Origin of the sequence: Lewinella sp. IMCC34183, from assembly GCF_003390915.1 — a bacterium.
In the GTDB taxonomy this organism is placed as follows: Bacteria; Bacteroidota; Bacteroidia; order Chitinophagales; family Saprospiraceae; genus Neolewinella.
Window position 1 is genome coordinate 304,355 of sequence record NZ_QMEM01000004.1, and the last position, 20,965, is coordinate 325,319.

Here is a 20,965-nt window from a genome sequence, read left to right on the forward strand (position 1 = left end):
GGCGACCGGATGTTTGGCACATCGGATGTCCGGGACATCCGATGTGCTCCGTCGATTTCGAATTTTCCAGGTGATGAAGCCGCGTATTCGGTACACGTATGGATGCCGTACATCGGATGTGGTGCACATCCGATGTGCAAAACCCCTACCGCCGCGAAGACCGCACGATGGAATAGTTAATCAGGTCTTCCAGGGTATCGCCCTCCCGGCGGTTCTTTTTAATGAATTCCGGAGTGACGTGGTGGATGCGCAGATTCGTGAGCGTATCGAAGGAAATTTTGCCGTACCCCAGGTCGGCGTAGGAGGCGACGAAGTCCGGCGTGATGCCGTGAATGCGGGCGTTAACGAAGTCCTCACCCTTCAGCTCGGTATACCCCAGGTCGCGCAGCCCAACCACAAGGTCCGGAGTCACCCGATGGATGCTATAATTCATCAGTTGCTCCAAATTGTCGATCTCCAGCCCCGCTTCCATCATCTGCTTGGCCTGCCGGGCGTTGACGCCGTGGATTTTCGCCCCGATCACGTCTTCGATCGTCAGGTTCGCGAAGCCGAGGTCGGAAAGCTCCTTCAGGTAATCCGGGTCGACCCCGTGGATGGAGGCATTCCGCACTTCCTCCAATGTAAGGTCGGCGAAGCCCGCGCGCTCCATTGCCCATACGTACTCAGGTTGTACGTTATGGATCTTGGCGGCGATAATCTCCTCGGCGCTGAGATTGCCGTAGCCCGCGGCGGCCAGTTCCGCTACGTAGGCGGGCGTCACGCTGTGGATGGCCAGTTGCAGGACCTGCTCGAAGGGCACGTCTCCAAAGCCCAGGCCCGCCATCTCCTTCAGGAAGGTCGGCGATAGCCCGTGGATCTTGGCCTGCACCACGTTTTCCAGGGTCAGGCCGGAATATCCCGCTTCGGAAAGTGCTTTCACGTAGGCGGCGTTGATGTTGAAGATGCGCAACTGGATCAACCCTTCCAGTTCCGGTCGTTCGTAGCCGGCCGCATCCAGGTCGGCCAGTACCGCCTTCATGGTCTGCTCGCCGATGTCGAAGATCGCCAGCTGCATCAGTTCGTCGTGGTTGGGGTTGAACTGCTCCCGCTCCAGGTAGTCGAGGTACCCCGCGGTGATGTCGTTCAGGAAGAAAAGCGTCAGTTCCCGGTTGGCGTACTTGCCGTACCCGCGATCCGCGAGCATGCGCTTGTAGTCGGCGGAGGAGACAAAGCTGTAGGTGCCGGTACCCATGCCGTTCTCGAAGGTCCCGCGCAGCGTCAGCGTACCGGCTTCGCGGTTCAGGGAAAACTCACCGATGCTGTTCCCCGGCAGGGTTCCCAGCACCGCCCTGTCGAAGCAGCGATCGGTCTGGAAATTGTAACTGTTCCCGTCTCCGTCGTTCCGTTCCCGGAAGGTGAAGCAGACCTCGTTGCCGGTCACTTCGGCCGTCCAGCTGCGGACCTGGGTTACGCCTTCCGGTAGCGGTGGCGGTGCCGGCGCGGGCGGCGGGGGTGCCGGAGCCGGAGGTGGGGGCACCGGAGCGGAAGGTGCGGGCGGCGGCGCGGGGGCGGATGGAGGTAGGGGCGGCGGCAAGGGTGCCCGGTTACCGTAGGGACGGTCGAGGGTATCGGGTGTCGTCTGCTGCGCCACTGCATTAAAGGAGCTCAGCGAGAAGAGGAGGAGTCCAGGCAGGGCCAGGTACTTCCAGGCGACCCGGTTGGAGGATCTTTTGGTCTTCATCATTTTGATTCGTTGTTCGAGAAAGTGTTGGTTGTAGTTGGTGACCAGCCCCCGGGCGTGCCGGGGTACGGCCACCTGCAGGAGGCTGAGTTGGTAGCCTACCGGGTCGGCACCGCGGCGCAGGACCTCAGCGTCGGTCAGGTATTCCAGGTTGTTTTCCACGGCGCGGCGATATAGCCAGGCGAAGGGGTTGCACCACTGCACGACGATGAGCAGTTCGGCCAGAATGAGGTCGACGCTATGCCGCCCGTGTACGTGTACCCGCTCGTGTTCCAGGATCCGGTCGCGGGTAGCGGGATCGTATCCGTCAGGGTTCAGAAAAACCCGGTTCCAGAAGGAATAGGGTGCGGCATCTTCTTCGATCTCCACGATATACAGGTCGTCCATCCGGTAGCCGGGTGACCGGCGGATCGTTCGCAGCACACCTACTAGCTGCATCAGGAATTGCAATCCCAGTACCACCACGCCCAGCAGGTAGGCGTAGCCCAGGAGGCCTCTCCAGTCCAGGTCCGTGTACCAGGCGGGGGCCACGGCAACGGCTGTTTGCGCGGACGCAGGTGCGGGGTTACTATCCGAAGCGGCAACCTTGGCTGGTGCGGCGTAGGTACGCTTTGGGTCTTGCATACTTGACTGCCCGCGGGTTGTTGCCGTCGCGGGGTCCGCTACTTCCAGGAGTGCGGCGGGAGCCACGGCCAGGGGAAAGGCCGTAAGTCGCGGGGCTACTCCCCCTGTGGCCGTCCGCAGCGACAGGCCGGCCGGCACCGTCACCAGCGGCAGCAGGAAACAGGCAGCCATCCCCCCCAGCAGCAGCCAACGGTTAAGGCGGAAAAAGGTCTCGGTGCGCAGTACGTACTGATAGTACAGGTAGCAGGCCGCCAGCAGGAGGGCAACATGGACGGGATAGATCATGATTCCTGGTCTTTAATGAGGCGGATGAGGCGCTCCAGCTCCGAGGGGTCGAGCTGCTGCTCCTTCGCGAAGTAGTTGACGAGCTTCATGGGCGAGTTGTCGAAGAAGCGCTTCACGACGTCGTCCACGGCTTTCTTCTGGTACTCCTCCTCCGCAACGACGGGAAAGAAGCGGTAGGCGTTGCCCAGTTTCTCGTGGGCCACGAAACCTTTTTCTTCCAGGATCTTCACCATGGTGGAAACGGTATTGTAGTGCGGTTTGGGATCGGGTAGTTCCTCGATGATCTCCTTGACAAAGGCCTTCTTGAGTCGCCAGAGGACTTCCATCAGTTGGGCTTCGCGCCGGGCTAGCTTTTGCATGTCTACTAATTGATTAGTACAAGTATAATACTAATATCTTAGTATTTCAACTAATGCGTTAGTATTTTGCACATCGGATGTGGCGCACATCCGATGTACGCGCTCGTTTTCGCCTTTTTTGGGTGAGATGATGCTATTTTGTGGTGATGAATTGCCCGGTCAACTGCACATCGGATGTGCAGCACATCCGATGTCCGATCACGAAAACGTCACCCGCAGCCGCGTCCAGCCGTCGGCTTCCGTGGCCAGCCGGTACGTGGCGCCGTGATTTTCGAGAATCTCGCGGGTGAGGGTCAGGCCCACACCCTGCCCGGCAGCTTTGGTGCTGAAGAAGGGCGTGAAGAGCTGACCCGCTGCCGCCTCGGGTATGCCGGGCCCGTCGTCGCCGATCACGAAACCCGCCGGTACCGACCGGCTGCTCACGTGGATGCGGCCGCCGGTGCCGATACTTTCTCGCGCGTTAGTCAGCGCATTGATGATTACCTGCTCGAGCTGGGCCCGATCGGCCCGGAGCCACACCGGCGCGGCGGGCAGATCGGTGGTCAGCGCGATGTCCTGTTCGCTCAGCAGGGATACCATCACTTCAGTGGCGCCACGCAGGATGTCGTTCAGGTCGACCCGCTCGCGGGCCGGGGCCGGCAGTCGGACCACCCGGGCGAAGTTGCGCATGAAGGCGGTCATGTTCTCGGCCCGCAGAATCACGGCGGGCAGGTTCTCACGGGCGATGTCCCCCAACTCGGGATCCTCCTCCCGGGCCACCTCCAGTATGGTCTTCAAAAGGGAAACTACCGCCGCGTTGGAGTTATTCACTTCGTGGGCCATCATCCGGATCACCTTTCCGTAGGCCTCCTTTTCGGCGCGCAGCAGATCGGCCGTCACGTCCTGCAGGACCACGAACCCCCGTTCGAAACCGCGGTCCACGAAGGAGGCCTTCTCGGCGTGCACCCGGCGATTGTCGGGCGTACTGAACAGCCGCTTCTCCCCCGCCCCGAGTGCCAGACTGGGCTCGAGCACCGCCGCGGCGAATTCCGGACTCCCGCTCCGCCGCGCAGCCACCCACGCATTCTCCGATTCAACGCGGCCGTCGAAATCCAGAATGATTATTCCCACCTCCGCGGCATTCACGAGCTGGTCGAGGAAGTCTTCCCGCTGCCGGGCCGTGACCCGCTCGTTGCGCAGCTGATCGATCATCCGGTTGTACACCTCCCCGAGCCGGTCGATTTCCGGACTTCCCGACTTGGTCATCTTTACCGAAAAGTCCTGGTCGGCCAGTGCACCCGCCCCCCGGCTCAGCAGCTGCAGCGGCGCCACCAGCACCTCGTACAGCCGGTAGCCTACGTACGCGGAGAGGAGCAGGACCATCTCCACAAGCAGCAGGACCGGCCCCTTCCCCACCACCTGGTAGATCAGTCCTCCGATCACCAGGTGAAGCGCGACGAGGTAGACGATGTATTTGGCGGCGGCGGACAAGCCCTCAATTTAAAATGTGAAATTTTAAATCTTAAATTTCTCGATCCTGCGGTACAGCGCCGCCCGGGTGATGCCCAGCTCCCGCGCCGTGGCGGTAATCTCCCCGTCGTTGCGGGCCAGGGCAGTCCGGATCATTTTGATCTCCATCTGTTCAAGGGTAACGCCCGAAGGAGCGAAGTTCGTGACCGGCCCCTGGGTACCCGACTGCCGCTCCAGCTGGTCGGCCGTGATCCTCTCTTCCGGCGCCAGGATGGCCGTCCGCTCGATCAGGTTCTGTAGCTGCCGGATGTTGCCCGGGAAGGGTTGGCGGCGCAACCAGTGCAGGGCGGCCGGCTCGAAGGTCAGTTCCGGTCGGTCGTAGCGCCCGCGCGCGGACGTCAGGAAGTGCTCGGCGAGGAGCGCCACGTCGTCGGGCCGGTCGCGGAGGGCCGGCAAGTGCAGGTGAATAAGGTTGATGCGGTAGAGCAGGTCCTCCCGGAAGCTGCCCGCCGTTACCCGCGCGGAAAGGTTGCGGCTGGTGGCGCTGACGATGCGTACGTCGGTGGCGCGCGATCTACTCTCTCCCAGCCGCTCGTACTGCCGTTCCTGGAGCACGCGCAGCAGTTTTACCTGGGCGGGCGGGGCCAGGTCGCCGATCTCGTCGAGAAAGAGCGTACCCCCCTCCGCCAGCTCGAAGCGCCCCTTGCGGTCCGCCCGTGCGTCGGTAAAGGCGCCGGCCTTGTGGCCGAACAGTTCCGACTCGAACAAGCCCTCGGGTATCCCCCCCAGGTTGACGGCCACGAAGGGCGCCTCATTGCGCCGGCTCGCGGCGTGGATGGCTTCGGCCACCAGTTCCTTGCCCGTACCGCTCTCGCCGGTGATGAGCACCGGGGCCTGGGTAGCGGACACCCGCCGCGCCTGGTCGAGGACGGCGGTAAGCGCCGGCGAATTTCCGACGATGGAGCCAAAGGGGTCTTCCTTACCTACCGGCCCCGCACCCGCGTCCGCGCCCCACGAACCACGGGAGTTATCCAGCTGTGTCTTGATGGCGTTGAGCAACTCGTGATTGTCCCAGGGCTTGGCGATGAAGTCGCGCGCGCCGGCCTTCATGCCCTCCACCGCCAGCTGCACCGTGGCCCAGCCCGTCATCTGGATGACGGGCAGTTCCGGGACCGCCCGCAGCAGCTCACCGAGCAACTTCATTCCGCCCCGGCCGGTGGTTTCCACGGAGAAGTTAAGGTCGAGCAGCACCAGGTCGGGGCGGAAGCTACGCACCCGGTCGAGGGCGTCCGCCGGCCCGTGGATACTGTCTACCGTGTATCCGGCCCGCTTGAGCAGCAGCTCGAGGCTTTTGCAGACCGTACGGTCGTCGTCGATAATGAGGATGTTGCTGATGCTAACTAGATTTTTCCGCCGCGTTCCGGCGTCGGGGCCTCCTGCGGCAGGTGAAGGTCTTCGCGTATCACCCTTGCTTTGCGACGGGCGACCTCCGTCGTGGCCGCATCGTCCCCGCGGTACCGGATGGCCAGGAAGTGGCGGGGGGTATTGAGGCTGTATTCGATACCGTCGCTGTCGGTGGTGGTCCAGTCGCCGGAGAAGCTAGGGTGCACCGTCACTCCGCTGGCGCGGGCGAATGCCTGTACGAGTTCAAATCGGTCCACCGCGTCCGACTTCAGCGTATAGGTATAGTGGGTGCCGTCTTCCAATTCGGTCTGGGCGCTGCGCTGGGCGCTGACGCAGGTGCCGAGGAGGAGCAGGAAGGTGAAGAGCATGGGTTTCATAATAGTGGTAGGTCTTTTGGATTGGGATGGTCACGGGTCACCTTACTGCTTTCCGGCAGCCCCATCGGGTCCGATATTCAGGCTTCGCTTCAGTTCCTCGCCGATGCGGTGAGCACGGTCGGCGTTGTCCGCCGAGGGGGCGGACGTGGAAAGCACGAGCATGTGGCGGCTGGCTAGGTAGGTCAGGTTGATGCCGTCGTTCTCGGCGGTGATGGTTTCGGCCCCGGGTTCGGAGAGGTCCTGTCCGGTAAGGGCCTCCATGTAGTCCAGCATATCCGCTTCACGGTTTTCGTCGAGGCGGACGGTGAGGTTGTAGGTATCGGTTTCGGTGATCTCGGTCACGAGGTACCGGCTCGACCGTTGCGCGTCGCCGGGAGCGAAGAAAGCCGTAAATAAGAGGGCGAGAAGCAGGTACTGAAAAAGCATGTCTGGATGGGTTGTCGAAGTGAGGGTCAGTAGTATGACGTAGTCTACCGGGGCTTTCGTTGGATGGTTACACACCCTACCGGGCCGTCGCGGATCACACGGCCCACGGTGCTAAAAAGTTACTCCTCGTGCAGTACCAGCGCCGGATGGAGCCGCGCGGCCTGCCGGCTCGGGATGAGGGCGCAGAGCACGACGATGAGCACGATCGTCACGATGGCCGCTACGATACCGAGGTAAAAGAAGCGGTCGGGGATCGGCAGTAGTTCCAGCAACGGCACCTGCACAGCGAAGAACGTCCCCAAGAGTAGGCCTGCGGCCGTAACGATCAAAATCTCGAGGACGAACTGTGTCGTGATCTCGACGGGCGTAGCTCCCATCGCCTTGCGCAGGCCAATCTCGGCACGGCGGTGGCTGATCTGGGTGAAAAGGACACCGAACAGGCCGAGGGCAATGTTGATGAGGAGGAAGGCGGAAATGGAGATCAGAATGATGAGTGGGATGACCACCGGGCGGTTGGCCTTGATGCGGTCCTGGGCCATGTTCCAAATCACCACGTCGGTATTCTTGGTCAGGTCGGTAAGGAGGTTGTAGAGGGGTTCCTCGATCTCGGCGGTGCGGCCCGGCTCGGCACGGATGACCAACTGCTCGAAGGGGTCGGTACCGTCGGGGTTGTATTCCTGCTGGGTGAAGAAGGTGAGGGGCATATTCTCGGCAAAGTTGCTGTGATACTTATAGTCCTCGACCACCCCGACGATCTTTTTCTCTCCGTTGATCTGGATGACGGAATCCAGCATGCTCTCGCGGTCGGGGTAGTACTGGTCGATGAACTTGCCATTGACCACGATGGGATCGTACTTGCCGGCGCCATCGGCCACGGTGAACCACCGGCCCTGCCGAAACTTCAATTCCATGGTTTCGGCGAAGTGCTCGTCGGCAAAGACCATCATGGTGTTCAGGTCAAAGCCGTTGTCGTCGCTGCCCGTCCTCCAGGTGTTTCCACCGAAAGGGTTGATGGGCCCGAGCATGCTGACCGAGGCTACGCCCGGCAGGGCACCTACCTCCCGCACCATGCGCCGTTGCAGCTCGATACTGGCCAGGGAGTCCAGGTCATCGGCGATGTCGACCCTGACGCCCAGGCTGTTGGCGTAGCTGAAGCCCAGGGGCGAGCTGTAGCGGTCCAGGTTGTAGAAACCGAAGGCGTAGACGCCGAAGAGCACGACAAAGGCCAGCAGGATTTCGAGGAAGATCAGGCCGTTGGCGCGGCGCTTGTTCCACATGAGTTTGAGCAGATGGCTGAGCATGGCGGGGGGAGTTAGCGGAGGGCGGTTCCGATGTTGGTGCGGCTCATGCGGTAGGCCGGCAGCAGGCCGGAGAACAAACCGAAGAGCAGGATGACGAGGAGGAAGTAGAAGAAGTTCTGTACCGAAAACGAGAGTCGTACGATGCCGAGCAGGTCGTTGGCGTTCACGTATTTGATGACGAGTACGGCCAGGGCGAGGCCGATGAGGCCACCGATGAAGGTGAGTACCAGGTTCTCGAAAATGAATTGGTAGAGGATGTCGCGGCTGTCCGCCCCGAAGGCCTTGCGCACGGCGATCTCCGACTTGCGCTCATAAACGCGGCTGATATTCAGGTTGATCAGGTTGAGTAGCGGCAGGGCAAGGAAGAGAAACAGCAGCACCGCCACGGGGATGAAGAGCATCAGCTTGGCTTTGTCGTAGTCGTTCTCCATCACCGTGCTACCGGCAAAGATCTCCACGTAGGTTCCCGGCCGGAAGCGGATGTTCTCGTAGTCGCTCTCCGGCGGCATTTCGAAATTGTCGGCCAGGAATTCGATCTGTTGCTTGATCGATTCGCGCTTGCCCGGGGCGGTAGCCTTGAAGACGGCCTGGAAAGGGCCATACATCTCGGTCGAGGTGTACTGCCGGTTGTCGATGGTGGTGACGGGGAGGAAGATGTCGCCCCGCACGGTCCGGTCGTCGATCAGGGGCCGCTCTACGATGCCGACGACACGGAAGCGTTCGCTGCCCAGCTCCATCTCGCTGCCGACAACGGCGGCGGAAACCTCGCCGAAATAGTTGCGCGCGGCCCGGTCGGTGATGACCGCCACTTTATTACCCTGTTCGACATCGTCCGGCCCGAATGGCAGACCGTGGATAAAATCGAAGTCGAATACCTGCCAGTAGCCCGCGTCCGCGTAGTAGGTATTCAGGCTGACCTTGCGTCCGTCCAGGTAGGCGTCGATGTGGGAAGCGTCGGAGAAGAAGGTATAGCTATCTACATTTTCAAAGTCGCGCATGTGCTCGTCCAGGAAGTGGAAGCTCATCGGCCCGTTCGAATTGTTCATACTCCCGTTCGGCTCGACGCTCTGCAGGCTGTCGAAGCGCAGTGCGCCGTCGTCCATCACGATCGTATCTACGGTGTAGGTGGTGTCGTAGAATTCGGTGTAGCGCTCGATGAAGGGGGTGTACACGAGTTGGTCCAGATCCGATACCGGTTTATGGGCGCCAAAGAGGGCGTCCCCCATCGACGTGACGAGCATCAGGATCATCAGCGTAAAGCTGATGCCGAACAGGCTGATGAAGGTATAAAAGGGCTTGCGCCGGAGGACCTTAAGGGCTAGGGTTAGGTAATTTTTTATCATTGTTTAAGCTGCTTTTCCGTCTTCTAAGGTTGATATGCGAGCCTTGATATGTGATTCTCGATATTTGATTTGCTACCGCCGTTATCTGCTCGCTACGCTCGTATGCTACCGCCTTAAGGAGTCGAGCCGGCGAAGGGCGGAAGTCCACGAGCGTAAAGAGCAAAGACATGCGGTAGCCAAATCGCATATCGAGAATCGTATATCGTATATCAACTGACCCGCTCTCCGTCCGAAAGCCGTACCAGTCGGTGGGTCTTTTTAGCCATCCGCTCGTCGTGGGTCACCATCACGATGGTGGTGCCGAGTTCCTGGTTCAGGCGGGTAAGGATGTCCATGATCTCGTCGCCCATGTGGCTGTCGAGGTTACCGGTCGGCTCGTCGGCCAGGATGATGTTGGGCCGACCTACGATGGCCCGGGCGATGGCCACTCGTTGCTTCTGCCCGCCCGACAGCTGGGTCGGGAAGTGGTTGGCGCGGTTGCTCAGCCCCACGCGCTCCAGGGCCTCCAGCGCCAGCCGCCGCCGCTCCTTGCCGCTTACCCGACGGTACAGCAACGGCAGTTCCACATTGTCCACCACCGACAGGTCGTTGATCAGGTGGAAGCTCTGGAAGATGAAGCCCAGCTGCTCGTTGCGGAAGCGGGCCACCTTGCTACCGTTGTAGTTAGTCACTTCCTTTCCCGCCAGCGCTACCCTACCCTCCGTCGGCTCGTCGATCAGCCCCATGATGTTGAGCAGGGTAGATTTGCCGCAGCCAGAGGGTCCCATGATGCTCAGAAACTCACCCGCGGGGACGGAGAGGTTCATATGCTGCAGGGCCAGCGTCTCGATGGTGTCAGTGCGGTAGGATTTGGAGATGTTTTGTAGCTCTATCATTGTTGGTGGGTTGGTTGGTGGATTAGTGCGTTGGTGCGTTGGTGCGTTGGTGCGTTGGTGGATTACTGCGTTGGTGCATCTCTTTCCCCTCGCTGGGCTCGGGTGGGTGCGGGTCAACGCAGTAATCCGGCAATTCGGCAATCCGGCAATCCGCCAATCCGGCAATTCACTAATCCAGGGATTCATACAGAGGACGATTGTTAATAAAATCCCAGAGGGTAAGCCGCTCCAGCCCCGCGTAGGTAAGCCAGTAGGCGCGAAGCGTTTCGGCGTAGGCGCGGGTGTTCAGGTCACGGTTTTGCTGGGCGAAGGTGAGGTCGGTCAGGGGGATCGCCCCGAGGGTGTAGCTTTCCTGGCTGATCCGGAAGCGCTCCTCGGCCAGATCGCGGATGCGGGTGGCGAGCACCAGTTCTTCCTGGAGGGTGGCCCACTGGTCGAGCAGTTGGGTTAATTGGCCTTCCAGTTGGTTTTCCCGACGGTCTCCGAGTTGCCGCGACAGTTCGATCTCGCTCTGCGCACGCTCGTTGAGGGCGCGGCGTTCGCCCCAGTCGAGCAGCGGCACAGCGAAGGTCAGACTCACTACCCGTTCGTTCTGGGGGTCGCGGTACACGGGCTCCAGCTCGTCTGCGTTGCGGATCAGGCCAATGCTGGCGTTCAGGTCGAGGCGGGGGCCGTAGTCGCGCTTGATACGGTCGGCTTCCCGCTCGGCCTGGAGTACCCGCTGCCGGATCTGGAGCAGCTCGGGGCGCTGGGCCAGCAGGGTGAGCGCTCGGGCCGCTGCGATGTCCAGTTCGATCAGCTCATCGGTTGCGGTGGGGGCTTCGGGTTGCAGCAGTTGTCCATCGTATGGCCGCCCCAGGTACTGTAGGATATCCGCGGAAGCGCGGCCGACCAGGCGCTCGGCCCGGAGCAGGTTCTGCTCGGCGCTGGCTTGCTCGAGCTCCAGTTGTACCAAGTCGCCACGGGTGATCTGCCCGAGCTTGTAGCGCTCGGTCGCGATGTCGTACAGCGTCGCGTTGGCACTCCGATTGGTTTCGGCGATGCGGCGCTCCTGGTCGGCGCTCACCAGATTGAAGAACAGCTCCGTCGCATCGAGGGCGGCATCGGCACGGGCGGCCTGTAGCGCGGCGTCGGTCACCTGCAGTTGCAGGGGGAGCAAGCGGCGGTCCCATTTCCAGGGATTGAAGGCCAGAATGGGCTGGCGGAAGGTGAGGCGCACGGGGCTCCCGTTGTAGCTCTTCGTGTCCTGGGCAAAATTGTCGGTACGCTGCAGGCGGGTTTCCAGGCCGATGAGGCCACCGGTCGCCGCGATGCGCTGGTTGGCGATGAGGGAGATCGAGGAGTTATTCAGCTCGATCTCGCGAAAGGCAATGGTGCCGTCGTCCTGAGTGACTTCGGTGGAGGTACGGAAGTAGTTAGGTAAGGTGGCGGCCAGGTCGAGGCGGGGCTTGAGGCCGGCCTCGAAGGCATCGAGTTCCAGGCGGGCGGCGCGCTGCTGCTGCTCGGCGATCAGCACCTGTTCGGCGCGGGCGGCGGCGGCGGCCTGCAATTCGGAGAGCGCTAGGATACCATCCGCAGACAGGACGTTCTGCGCCGAAACGCAGGTGCAAAGCAGCAGCGCAAGCAGCAGGGTGCATTGGTAGCGGGCGCGGTGGGGTACGTTCCTCATTACTCTTCCAGTTTGAAGGAGGTGACGTTCTCCAGTGATTTTGCGTCGGAGATGATGATGCGGTCGCCGGCCTCTAGCCCTCCGGTGACCTCCACGAAGTCGCCGTTCCGTAACCCCAGGTCGATGTCACGACGGGTAGCTTCGCCGTCATTCAGCACGAATACCGACTGGGTACGCCCTCCGCGAAAGACGGGTCCGTTCTTTACGCGCAGGGCGTCTTCGATCCGGTTGGTGATCACGTAGAGCTCGGTGCGCAGGTTGGGGCGCAGGTCGGGGTGGCTGGGATTTTCCAGATCGACCCGGAAGGTGACCAGGTTTTCGCTCACCTCCGGCAGGATGGCGGCGATCGTTCCCCCCAGGCGCTCCGTGCCGATACGCAGCTCCACGGGCAGGCCCACTGCGAGCTGATCGGCGTAGCGGTCGGAGGCGCTGGCTTCCACGCGGTAGCGGCCAAGGTCGGCCACCCGGGCCAGGGCGGTGCCCTCGGTGACCTGCTGACCGATGTTCTCGTTGACCCAGGTGACGACGCCGGCGCGGGGCGCGCGCACTTCGGTCTCCCGGAGGCGGCGGCTGAGCTGGCTGACTTCCTTCTCCTCCATGCCGACTTCGAGTTGCAATGCCCGTTTTCTGCCAGCGAGACTGTTGCGGGCGTAGTCAAGCTGGTTGTTGAGCTTTTGCGACTCCAGCTTGCTGATCTTGACGGCCAGTTCCGCGGCCTCTACTTCTTCCTGGGTAGCCCCTCCGACTTCCAGCAGGCGTCGGGCGTCGGCCAGTTGTGCGGTGGCGGCGGCCAGCTCCAGTTCCTTTATTTCGGCATTGTAGGTGAGTTCCTTCAGGTCGCGCTCGTACTCGAGACTGAGTAGCCCGATGCTGTTCTCCTTGACGGCCAGCTGGTCGCGTCGCCCGTCAAGCTGCAACTGTACGTAGTCGCGATCGAGTTTCATGAGCAGTTCGCCCGCTTTCACCTCGGATCCGGCCGTCAGCATCACCTCGTCGATGGTGGTGGCCACGGGCGAGTTGATCTGTTCTTCGAAGGCGGGGAGTACGGTAGCCGTAGCGTTGACGGTATTGACCACCTCACCCCGCTCCACCGTAGCGAAGCGCAGGCTATCCTCGTCGGCCGAGGGACGCAGCCACCGCAGCCCGAACCAGACGGCGGCCCCCGCGAGCAGCACGATCACCACCCATTTGAGAATAGTTTTTCGCTTGCGTCGGCTGACTGTTTTTGTATCTAGGGTACGATCCATGCCCAATAGCTGGCAGGATTCGTGCCAGAAAAAACCATCACTGAATGTCAGGGGATTACTTATCGATGAATATACTATGTGTTCGGTATCGGACACCCTCGTGTTTGCTGGCGGACACGTGATTGGCAGGAACACTATCCCGAGTTTTGCCGCGGACGGACCGTAGGTCTGGCCCAATTCGTGCTATCCCGCATCAGTCCCGCGCGCCTCGCATTAGCCCTACAGGAATCTGCGAAACCGCCAAAGGTAGCAGCGAAGCTAATCTGTGCTGAAGCGTAGCGCCTCCGTGTTAGCCGCAGGCAATCTGTGTGAAACCATATCCCGCCGGTCCCGCGGCCAGACCGCAGGTCCGGCCCAATCTGCGTAATCCACCCTCAATACTGCGGGCCTCCGCATCAGTCCTGCGGGAATCTGTGTTAATCTGTGTGGAAGCGCAGCGCCTCCGTGCCGCCGCAGGCGATCTGTGTTAAACTCCATCCCGCCGGTAAATCGCCGCCCTCTGTTCTTTTCCCTTGATGGAAAAGAACCAAAAGATCAAGCCTGTGCGCCCGCCTGATCGGTGCCCACACCCCGAACCGGCTAAAACCTACAAACTCGCGTCGGCACCTCCCGCTCCGACGATGTCCGCGGCCGCAGGTTGCTGACTGGTTTCCCGTTTTGCTCACCCCGGCTCATACAGTGTAGGTTTCTTCACGCCGGTTCGGGGCCCGGCCACCGGGCGGCCGCAAGGGCGGTCCTCCTTACCCGTCTGACTCTTTGGTCAACTTGGTGTCTTTTGGTAGTTAGATGGGTGTTGATTCCTCCGGAGCAATGCGCGCCGGTCCCGCGGCCAGACCGCAGGTCCGGCCCAATCTGCGTAATCCACCCTCAATACTGCGGGCCTCCGCATCAGTCCTGCGGGAATCTGTGTTAATCTGTGTGGAAGCGCAGCGCCTCCGTGCCGCCGCAGGCGATCTGTGGTAAACTCCATCCCGCCGGTAAATCGCCGCCCTCTGTTCTTTTCCCTTGATGGAAAAGAACCAAAAGATCAAGCCTGTGCGCCCGCCTGATCGGTGCCCACACCCCGAACCGGCTAAAACCTACAAACTCGCGTCGGCACCTCCCGCTCCGACGATGTCCGCGGCCGCAGGTTGCTGACTGGTTTCCCGTTTTGCTCACCCCGGCTCATACAGTGTAGGTTTCTTCACGCCGGTTCGGGGCCCGGCCACCGGGCGGCCGCAAGGGCGAGTTGCACCAACCACGTATGGTTTTGGTTATTTCGGTGGCCGCTGGTCACACAGATGCTGGTACGATCCTGGCGCAACGCGTGCCGGAGCCGCGGTCAGACCGCAGGTCTGGCCCCCTCAGTGTAATCCCGCGTCAGCAACTCGCGTTTCCGCATCAGCCCTGCGCGGATCTGTGCAAATCCGTGCCTAAGCGCAGCGCCTCCGTGTCGCCGCAGGCGATCTGTGGTAAACCCTCTCCCACTTCAAAGCGCGCCCGTGTCGCCGCAGGCGATCTGTGGTAAAACTTGTCCCACTTCAAAGGGCGCCCGTGCCGTCCCAGGCGATCTGTGGTAAAACTCCTCCCACCATAAGGCACCTTGGCGCCGCCGCAGGCGCTATCCATCAAACCCTATACCGCAGCGCAGTGACCCCTTTAAACCAGCAACTACGCAAGCTTAAGCTCCAGCAGCGCCGCAAAGTCAATGAAGTTCAGGACCGATTCGTGGGTAGCCTCCAACTTGACGGGCGGGGCCACGCCGGCGTCGTAGGCCTCCTTCCAGCGCAGGGCGCAGAGGCACCAGGCATCCCCCGCCCGCAGGCCGGGAAAGTCGTACTGGGGGATGGGCGTACTAAGGTCGTTTCCGCGCGCCTTGGTAAATTCCAGAAATTCCTCCGTCATGATGGCGCAAACCACGTGGCGCCCGCTGTCGAGGGGGCCGGTGCGGCAGTAGCCGTCGCGGTAAAAGCCGGTCAGCGGATCGCTGCAACAGGCGATAAGGTCATTGCCAAGGACGTTCTTCACGGGAGATAAGCTAGGTGTCTACGGGGATGGAACACGGGCCACGGTACCCACGTTCGCCGCCGCCGCCCCCCAATATTGCACCCGCGGACCCGCCACCCGCGTTGGTGCCTGCCGCCCGCCGAAGAAAATGCCCCCTAAAGCCGACCCAAAGCGCCCCCGGCGCGTTACACTCCTTCATGGCCACCAACGAAGAGAAGCAAAAGTTCGACCTCTACCTCCTGTGGCGGGTACTGGCGCTGGCCAAGCCGTATAAGGGGATCGCCATTCTGGCCATCACGCTGGCCGTACTGCTCGCCCCCCTCTCCATCGCCCGGCCCCGGCTGATCCAGAAGATGGTCGACGATTACATCTTCGTGGGCGACACCCAGGGACTCACCTTCTGGGCCCTGGTCATCGCCGGCCTGCTGATCGTCGAGGCTTTGTGCCGCTACGCCTTCGTCTACAGCTCCAACTGGCTCGGGCAATCGGTCATCCGTGACCTGCGGGTGCGTGTCTTTAAGCACATCAACGGACTGCGGCTGAGCTATTTCGACAAGACGCCGATCGGCACATCCACTACACGCACGATCAGTGATATTCAGTCGATTAATAGCATCTTCGCCGAGGGAGTGATCACGATCCTGGCCGACCTGATGTCGATCTTCGCCGTCCTGGCCATCATGCTGACCACCAGCTGGCGGCTTACGCTGATCTGCCTCACCACCATGCCCTTCCTGATGCTGGCCAGCTACCTCTTTAAGGAAGCGGTGAAGAAGTCTTACCAGCAGGTCCGTACCCAAATTCAAAAAATGAACGGCTTCCTGCAGGAGCGCATCACCGGCATGCGCATCGTGCAGATCTTCAACGCGGAAGATTCCGAAGCCCGCAAGTTTGCGGACATCAACCAGGATTACCGCAAGGCCAACATCGACGCCATCCTGTACTACGCCATTTTCTTCCCCACGGTAGACATCATCGCCGCCGCCAGCCTGGCGCTGATGGTCTGGTGGGGCGCGCAGGACGTGGCCCGCGCCGGCGGCGTCACCCTCGGGGCCCTGGTGGCCTTCCCGATCTACATCAATATGCTGTTCCGCCCGATCCGGGTGCTGGCCGATAAGTTCAATACCCTGCAGATGGGACTGGTCGCCTCCGAGCGCGTTTTCAAGGTGGTAGACCGCGACGACCAGATAGAAAATACCGGCTCGCTCGCCCCCCAGCGGCTGGAAGGCGAGGTGGAATTCCGCAACGTGTGGTTTGCCTACACCGGCATCGAGTGGATCCTGAAGGACCTGAGTTTCCACCTCCGCCCCGGCGATACGCTGGCCATCGTGGGCAGCACCGGTTCCGGCAAGACGACCATCACGAACGTCATCAACCGCTTCTACGAGTACCAGCAGGGCGAGATCCTGGTGGACGGTAAGGACCTGCGTGACTACGAGCTCACGGCGCTGCGCAGCCGGATGGCGATGGTGCTCCAGGACGTCTTCCTGTTCACCGGCTCCGTCATGGAGAACATCACCCTCCGTGATCCCGGCATCAGCCGCGAGCGCGTCATCGAGTCGGCCAAGCTCATCGGCGCGCACGATTTCATCGAGCGGCTGCCCGGCGGCTACGACTACGACGTCATGGAGCGCGGGGCGACCCTGAGTATGGGGCAGCGGCAGCTGATCTCCTTCGTCCGCGCCCTGGTCTTCGACCCCGACATCCTCATCCTGGACGAGGCCACCAGTAGCGTGGACCCCGAAACGGAGGGCGTCATCCAGCACGCCATCGAGAAGCTTATCGACCGGCGCACCAGCATCGTGATCGCCCACCGCCTGAGCACCATCCGGAACGCCGACAACATCATGGTTCTGGAAAAGGGTGAGATCAAGGAACTGGGACCCCACGAGGAACTGATCCAGCTCGAGGACGGACGCTACCGCGAGCTCTACGAGATGCAGTTTCTCGAAACGGCCGACTGATCGAATAGCCTTCATTCCGCCCAGACTGTTACCGATTCGGATTAAAGGACTTACTTTACCAAGCACGAAGTAATACTATTAATCAGTCATTCCGGTATGAGTACCTCCCAACACGGTCGTTTAGGCATCTTTGACAACCTCAAAGGCGACATTCCTGCCAGTGTAGTGGTTTTCTTCGTGGCGATCCCCCTATGCCTCGGTATCGCCCTCGCCAGTGGAGCGCCGCTCTTCGCCGGTCTCATCGCCGGCATAGTGGGAGGTATCGTCGTGGGTGCGGTCAGCGGTTCCCCCGTCGGGGTCAGCGGACCGGCGGCCGGACTGACGGCTATCGTACTGACGGCCATCACCGAGCTGGAGACTTACCAGATGTTCCTGACCTGCGTGGTGATCGGAGGTGCGATCCAGGTGCTCTTCGGCGTGCTGCGCGCGGGGGTCATCGGCTACTTCTTCCCCTCCTCGGTCATCAAGGGGATGCTTACGGGCATCGGCCTCATCATCATCCTCAAGCAGATTCCCCACTTCTTCGGCTACGACGCCGATCCGGAGGGCGACGATGCCTTCCTGCAGCCCGACGGGGAGAACACCTTCTCGGAGCTGTTCAATATGTTCAACTATACCGATGATGGGGCCACCACGATCGCCTTCATTGCCCTCGGCATCCTTATTCTCTGGGAAACGGTACTGCTGAAGAAGAGCAAGGTCTTCAATATCGTCCCCGGCCCGCTGGTCGCGGTAGCGGTGGGCATCATCTGGGAGGTCACCATGGGCAACGGCAGCCTCGGCATCAGCTCGGAGCACCTCGTGAGCGTGCCGGTGCCGTCGAGTTTCGACGATTTCATCGGGCAATTCAGCTTTCCCGACTTCAGCGCCGTCGCCCTCCCGTCGGTCTGGATCACCGGCTTCACGATCGCACTGGTCGCCAGCCTGGAAACGCTGCTGTGCGTGGAGGCGACCGATAAACTCGACCCGCGCCGCCGCGTCACGCCCACCAACCGGGAGCTGCTCGCCCAGGGAACCGGCAACATCCTTTCCGGAATGATCGGCGGCCTGCCCGTCACCCAGGTGATCGTGCGCAGCTCGGCGAATATCCAGTCGGGCGGCCGTACCAAGCTCGCCGCCATCCTCCACGGTCTGCTGCTGCTCACCTCGGTGATCTTCGTCCCCAACATCCTCAACCTGATTCCGCTGTCGGTACTGGCCGCCATCCTCTTGCTGGTCGGCTATAAGCTGGCCAAACCGGCCACCATCATGGCCATCTACCGGGCGGGCTGGCGCCAGTTCGTACCCTTCGTCGTGACCGTAGTGGCGATCGTGTTTACCGACCTGCTGATCGGCATCAGCCTCGGCCTGGCGGTGGGCGTCATCGTGATCCTCTACACCAGCTACCAGAACTCCCACTTCCTGCACATGCGCAACGAGGAGGGAGAGCGGGAGCACATACAGATCACCCTGGCCGAGGAGGTGACCTTCTTCAATAAGGGGGCCATCCGCAACCAGTTCGATAAGATCTCCGACGGTGCCCTGCTCACCATCGACGCCCGCCAGAACCAGTTCCTGGACTACGACGTGGTGGAGATCATGGATGACTTCGTCACCACCTTCAAAAACCGGAACGTGGACGTGGAGGTGATCCGCAAGGACGGCTCGACCGTCCAGAATCCGGAAGACTTCTTTGAAGTCTTCGACATGCGGTCCGGGGTCGCCCTACACTAGGCCGGCGAACGCCTACTTGCTGAGGATCTCGTTGTATCGTGCCCGGTCGTTGAGTACCGCAATGGCCTCCTGCACTTCCTTGTCGTTGCGCAGGCCCATCTGTACCTGTCCGCGCTGGTAGAAGTAGCGCCCGGCGATCTCCTTTTCGATGATGTCGATGATCTCCTCCTTCAGGCCGGCGATGGCGGTAGCCTGCTCACGGTCCATCTTCTCCTGGATCGCGGCGAGTTCGGTCGAGATGTCGTAGCCTTCCTCGGCGGCACGCTCGGCGGCGGATTCGAGGAGCTGCTCCGCCCGCGAGTCAAAACTGAAGTCGGCCTGGTTCAGGTAGGCCTGGAAGTTGTCCCAGTCCCGGAAGTGAAATTCCGCTACCGAGTCGATCGACGGGTGCTCGCGCACCCACTGGTTCACGTAGTCAAAGATGATGAACTCTTCCAGCAGGCCCTGGGCGACGTTGTTCCTGCCGAGCACGTCCACCTCGATGTCCGGGGCCACCCCTCCGCTGCCGAGTACGGTCCGTCCCGCGCGCGTCTTGAACTCGGGCCGCTGGTCGTCCGGAATATCGTAGGGCTTGCCGTCGCGGTACTCGATCGCCTGGATGCAGCGCTGGCTGGGGATGTAGTATTTGGCGGTGGTGATCTTCACGCGGCTGCCGTAGCCGGTCTCCATGATGTTCTGCACCAGCCCCTTGCCGTAGCTGCGCTGTCCGATCAGCACGCCGCGGTCCAGGTCCTGCAGGGCCCCGGAGACGATCTCGGAGGCCGAGGCCGAGCGGCCGTTGATGAGTACCGCTACGGGCAGCTCGGTGTCCAGCGGGTTGCCCCTGGTGGCGTAGCTGCGGTTCCAGTCGCGCACCTTGCCCTTTGTGGTCACGATCAGCTCGTCCTTGGGTACGAAGATGTTGACAATGTCCACGGCCTCGTTGAGCAGGCCGCCGCCGTTGCCGCGCAGGTCCAGCACCACACCCTTCATGTCCGGGTTATCGGCCCGCAGCTTCACTACGGCTTCGCGTACGTTACCGGCGGCATTCTGGGTGAAGGTGGTCAGGGCCACGTAGCCCACGCCGCTCTCGAGCATGCCGGAGTAGGGCACGTTGGGGATCTCCACGTCGCCGCGGGTCAGCTGCAGTTTCTTCATGCCCTCGCCGGGCCGGTCGACGGTCAGGGTCATCACGGTGCCGGGGAAGCCCCGCATGATCTCCTCCAACTGCTCGCGGTTGTAGCCTACCGTTTCGCGGTCGTCGATCTCCAGGAGGCGGTCGCCGGTCTTCAGTCCGGCCGCGTCGGCGGGCTGGTCGCGGTAGAGCGTCAGGATGGTGGGCAGCCCGTCGATGTACTCGATCTCGGCGCCGATGCCCTGGTACTGCCCGCTCTGCCGCAGACGGGCGGTTTCCACGTCGGTTTCGCTGATGTAGTTGGTGTAGGGGTCCAGGGATTCCACCATGGCCTCGATGCCCGTACGCATGAGCTTATTGGGCTCGATCTCGTCCACGTAGTAGGTGTTCACCTCCTTGTACACGTTGGTGTACACCTCGATGGCCTTCATGATCTCGAAAAACTTGTCGTTGACGGGAGCCACCGAGGCGGCGGTCAGGGCCAGGAAAGCGACGGCGCCGAGGGCGGCATGCAGGGAACGTTTGCGGGTAGACATGGACGGTAGCGTATGGGATGTTCCAAGATAACGCGGGCGGGCCGCAAGAGATTACGGCTCAGGGCCATGTGACGCGGCCGCGGGTGCAAGGCGGGTGACCAAAACGCGGACTTTCATAACACCATCTGGCCGACCGAACCGTGAGACGTCAATCTGCAAAAAGAAAGGCTACGGATGCAATTAATTTTTATGAGGGTAGGTTCTCATTACACGATGATCCGGTGTTGCCCGTGAACGCTGTTCCCGGTTGACATCGCCACCTCCTCTCATGAAATCTATGTTGCGATAAAACTGACGTTCATCCTCCTCCCCCTTTTATTTGCCGGTTACGCAACTGCCCAGACGGGTCCCGCCGGCGTCGGCACCACCGACGGTACCTCCACCCTTTCGCTCTGGCTTGACGCTTCCAAGGTTAGCGCCACCAGCGGTGCCACCGTCACCTCCTGGTCCGATGCTTCGGGTAAGGGCAATAATTTTACCGCCGGAAACGGGGCCGTATACTACACCAATCGCGTAAACGGCAAGCCTGCCTTCTACTTTAACGGGGGCGCTCACTACTTTGAATCGCCGTAC

At 61.5% G+C, this 20,965-nt stretch carries 15 protein-coding genes; 2 read left to right on the top strand and 13 right to left on the bottom strand.

All coding sequences use genetic code 11. The features are described 5' to 3' along the window. Nucleotides 1–145: 145 nt before the first annotated feature. From DQG19_RS11045 to DQG19_RS11100, 12 genes are all read right to left on the bottom strand, one after another. Nucleotides 146–2,629, bottom strand: coding sequence for a M56 family metallopeptidase (locus DQG19_RS11045; protein ID WP_116126311.1), 2,484 nt, complete (start codon nt 2,627–2,629; stop codon nt 146–148). Continuing rightward, nucleotides 2,626–2,988: a BlaI/MecI/CopY family transcriptional regulator gene (locus DQG19_RS11050; protein WP_116126312.1), complete on the bottom strand. Its 363-nt coding sequence runs from the start codon at nt 2,986–2,988 to the stop codon at nt 2,626–2,628. The genes DQG19_RS11045 and DQG19_RS11050 overlap by 4 nt, the downstream gene beginning before the upstream one ends. 198 nt (nt 2,989–3,186) lie before the next feature. Then, complete coding sequence (locus tag DQG19_RS11055; protein WP_116126313.1) at nt 3,187–4,458, bottom strand: sensor histidine kinase; 1,272 nt, start codon at nt 4,456–4,458, stop codon at nt 3,187–3,189. 24 nt (nt 4,459–4,482) lie between these two features. Further along, entirely contained in the window at nt 4,483–5,832 is a 1,350-nt protein-coding gene (locus DQG19_RS11060; RefSeq protein ID WP_198661730.1) for a sigma-54-dependent transcriptional regulator, read from the bottom strand. 5 nt (nt 5,833–5,837) lie between these two features. Then, nucleotides 5,838–6,218: a hypothetical protein gene (locus tag DQG19_RS11065; RefSeq protein ID WP_157974456.1), complete on the bottom strand. Its 381-nt coding sequence runs from the start codon at nt 6,216–6,218 to the stop codon at nt 5,838–5,840. 42 nt (nt 6,219–6,260) lie between these two features. Then, a complete protein-coding gene (locus tag DQG19_RS11070) occupies nt 6,261–6,644 on the bottom strand; it encodes a hypothetical protein (protein ID WP_116126316.1) in 384 nt (127 codons plus the stop codon). Nucleotides 6,645–6,763: 119 nt separating this feature from the next. Beyond that, nucleotides 6,764–7,945 carry an ABC transporter permease gene (locus DQG19_RS11075; RefSeq protein ID WP_116126317.1) on the bottom strand — a complete coding sequence of 394 codons (1,182 nt, stop codon included), beginning with the start codon at nt 7,943–7,945 and terminating at the stop codon, nt 6,764–6,766. Nucleotides 7,946–7,956: 11 nt separating this feature from the next. Beyond that, the gene (locus DQG19_RS11080; protein ID WP_116126318.1) at nt 7,957–9,288 is read right to left on the bottom strand and encodes an ABC transporter permease; all 1,332 of its coding nucleotides are present in this window, start codon (nt 9,286–9,288) and stop codon (nt 7,957–7,959) included. A 209-nt stretch (nt 9,289–9,497) separates the two neighbouring features. After that, a complete protein-coding gene (locus tag DQG19_RS11085; RefSeq protein ID WP_116126319.1) occupies nt 9,498–10,163 on the bottom strand; it encodes an ABC transporter ATP-binding protein in 666 nt (221 codons plus the stop codon). 169 nt (nt 10,164–10,332) lie between these two features. Then, nucleotides 10,333–11,832 carry a TolC family protein gene (locus DQG19_RS11090; RefSeq protein WP_116126320.1) on the bottom strand — a complete coding sequence of 500 codons (1,500 nt, stop codon included), beginning with the start codon at nt 11,830–11,832 and terminating at the stop codon, nt 10,333–10,335. Continuing rightward, entirely contained in the window at nt 11,832–13,079 is a 1,248-nt protein-coding gene (locus tag DQG19_RS11095) for an efflux RND transporter periplasmic adaptor subunit (protein ID WP_116126321.1), read from the bottom strand. The genes DQG19_RS11090 and DQG19_RS11095 overlap by 1 nt, the downstream gene beginning before the upstream one ends. 1,650 nt (nt 13,080–14,729) lie before the next feature. Further along, nucleotides 14,730–15,086, bottom strand: a complete 357-nt coding sequence (locus tag DQG19_RS11100) for a DUF2237 family protein (RefSeq protein WP_116126322.1) — start codon at nt 15,084–15,086, stop codon at nt 14,730–14,732. Between the two features lie 176 nt (nt 15,087–15,262). Between DQG19_RS11100 and DQG19_RS11105 the strand changes: the two genes are divergently transcribed. Both DQG19_RS11105 and DQG19_RS11110 read left to right on the top strand, forming a co-directional pair. Next, nucleotides 15,263–17,029, top strand: coding sequence for an ABC transporter ATP-binding protein (locus DQG19_RS11105; RefSeq protein ID WP_116126323.1), 1,767 nt, complete (start codon nt 15,263–15,265; stop codon nt 17,027–17,029). Nucleotides 17,030–17,155: 126 nt separating this feature from the next. Continuing rightward, nucleotides 17,156–18,742 carry a SulP family inorganic anion transporter gene (locus tag DQG19_RS11110; protein WP_116126460.1) on the top strand — a complete coding sequence of 529 codons (1,587 nt, stop codon included), beginning with the start codon at nt 17,156–17,158 and terminating at the stop codon, nt 18,740–18,742. A 12-nt stretch (nt 18,743–18,754) separates the two neighbouring features. Here DQG19_RS11110 and DQG19_RS11115 read toward each other — a convergent pair whose 3' ends face one another. Continuing rightward, complete coding sequence (locus DQG19_RS11115; protein WP_232826497.1) at nt 18,755–20,392, bottom strand: S41 family peptidase; 1,638 nt, start codon at nt 20,390–20,392, stop codon at nt 18,755–18,757. Nucleotides 20,393–20,965 lie beyond the last annotated feature (573 nt).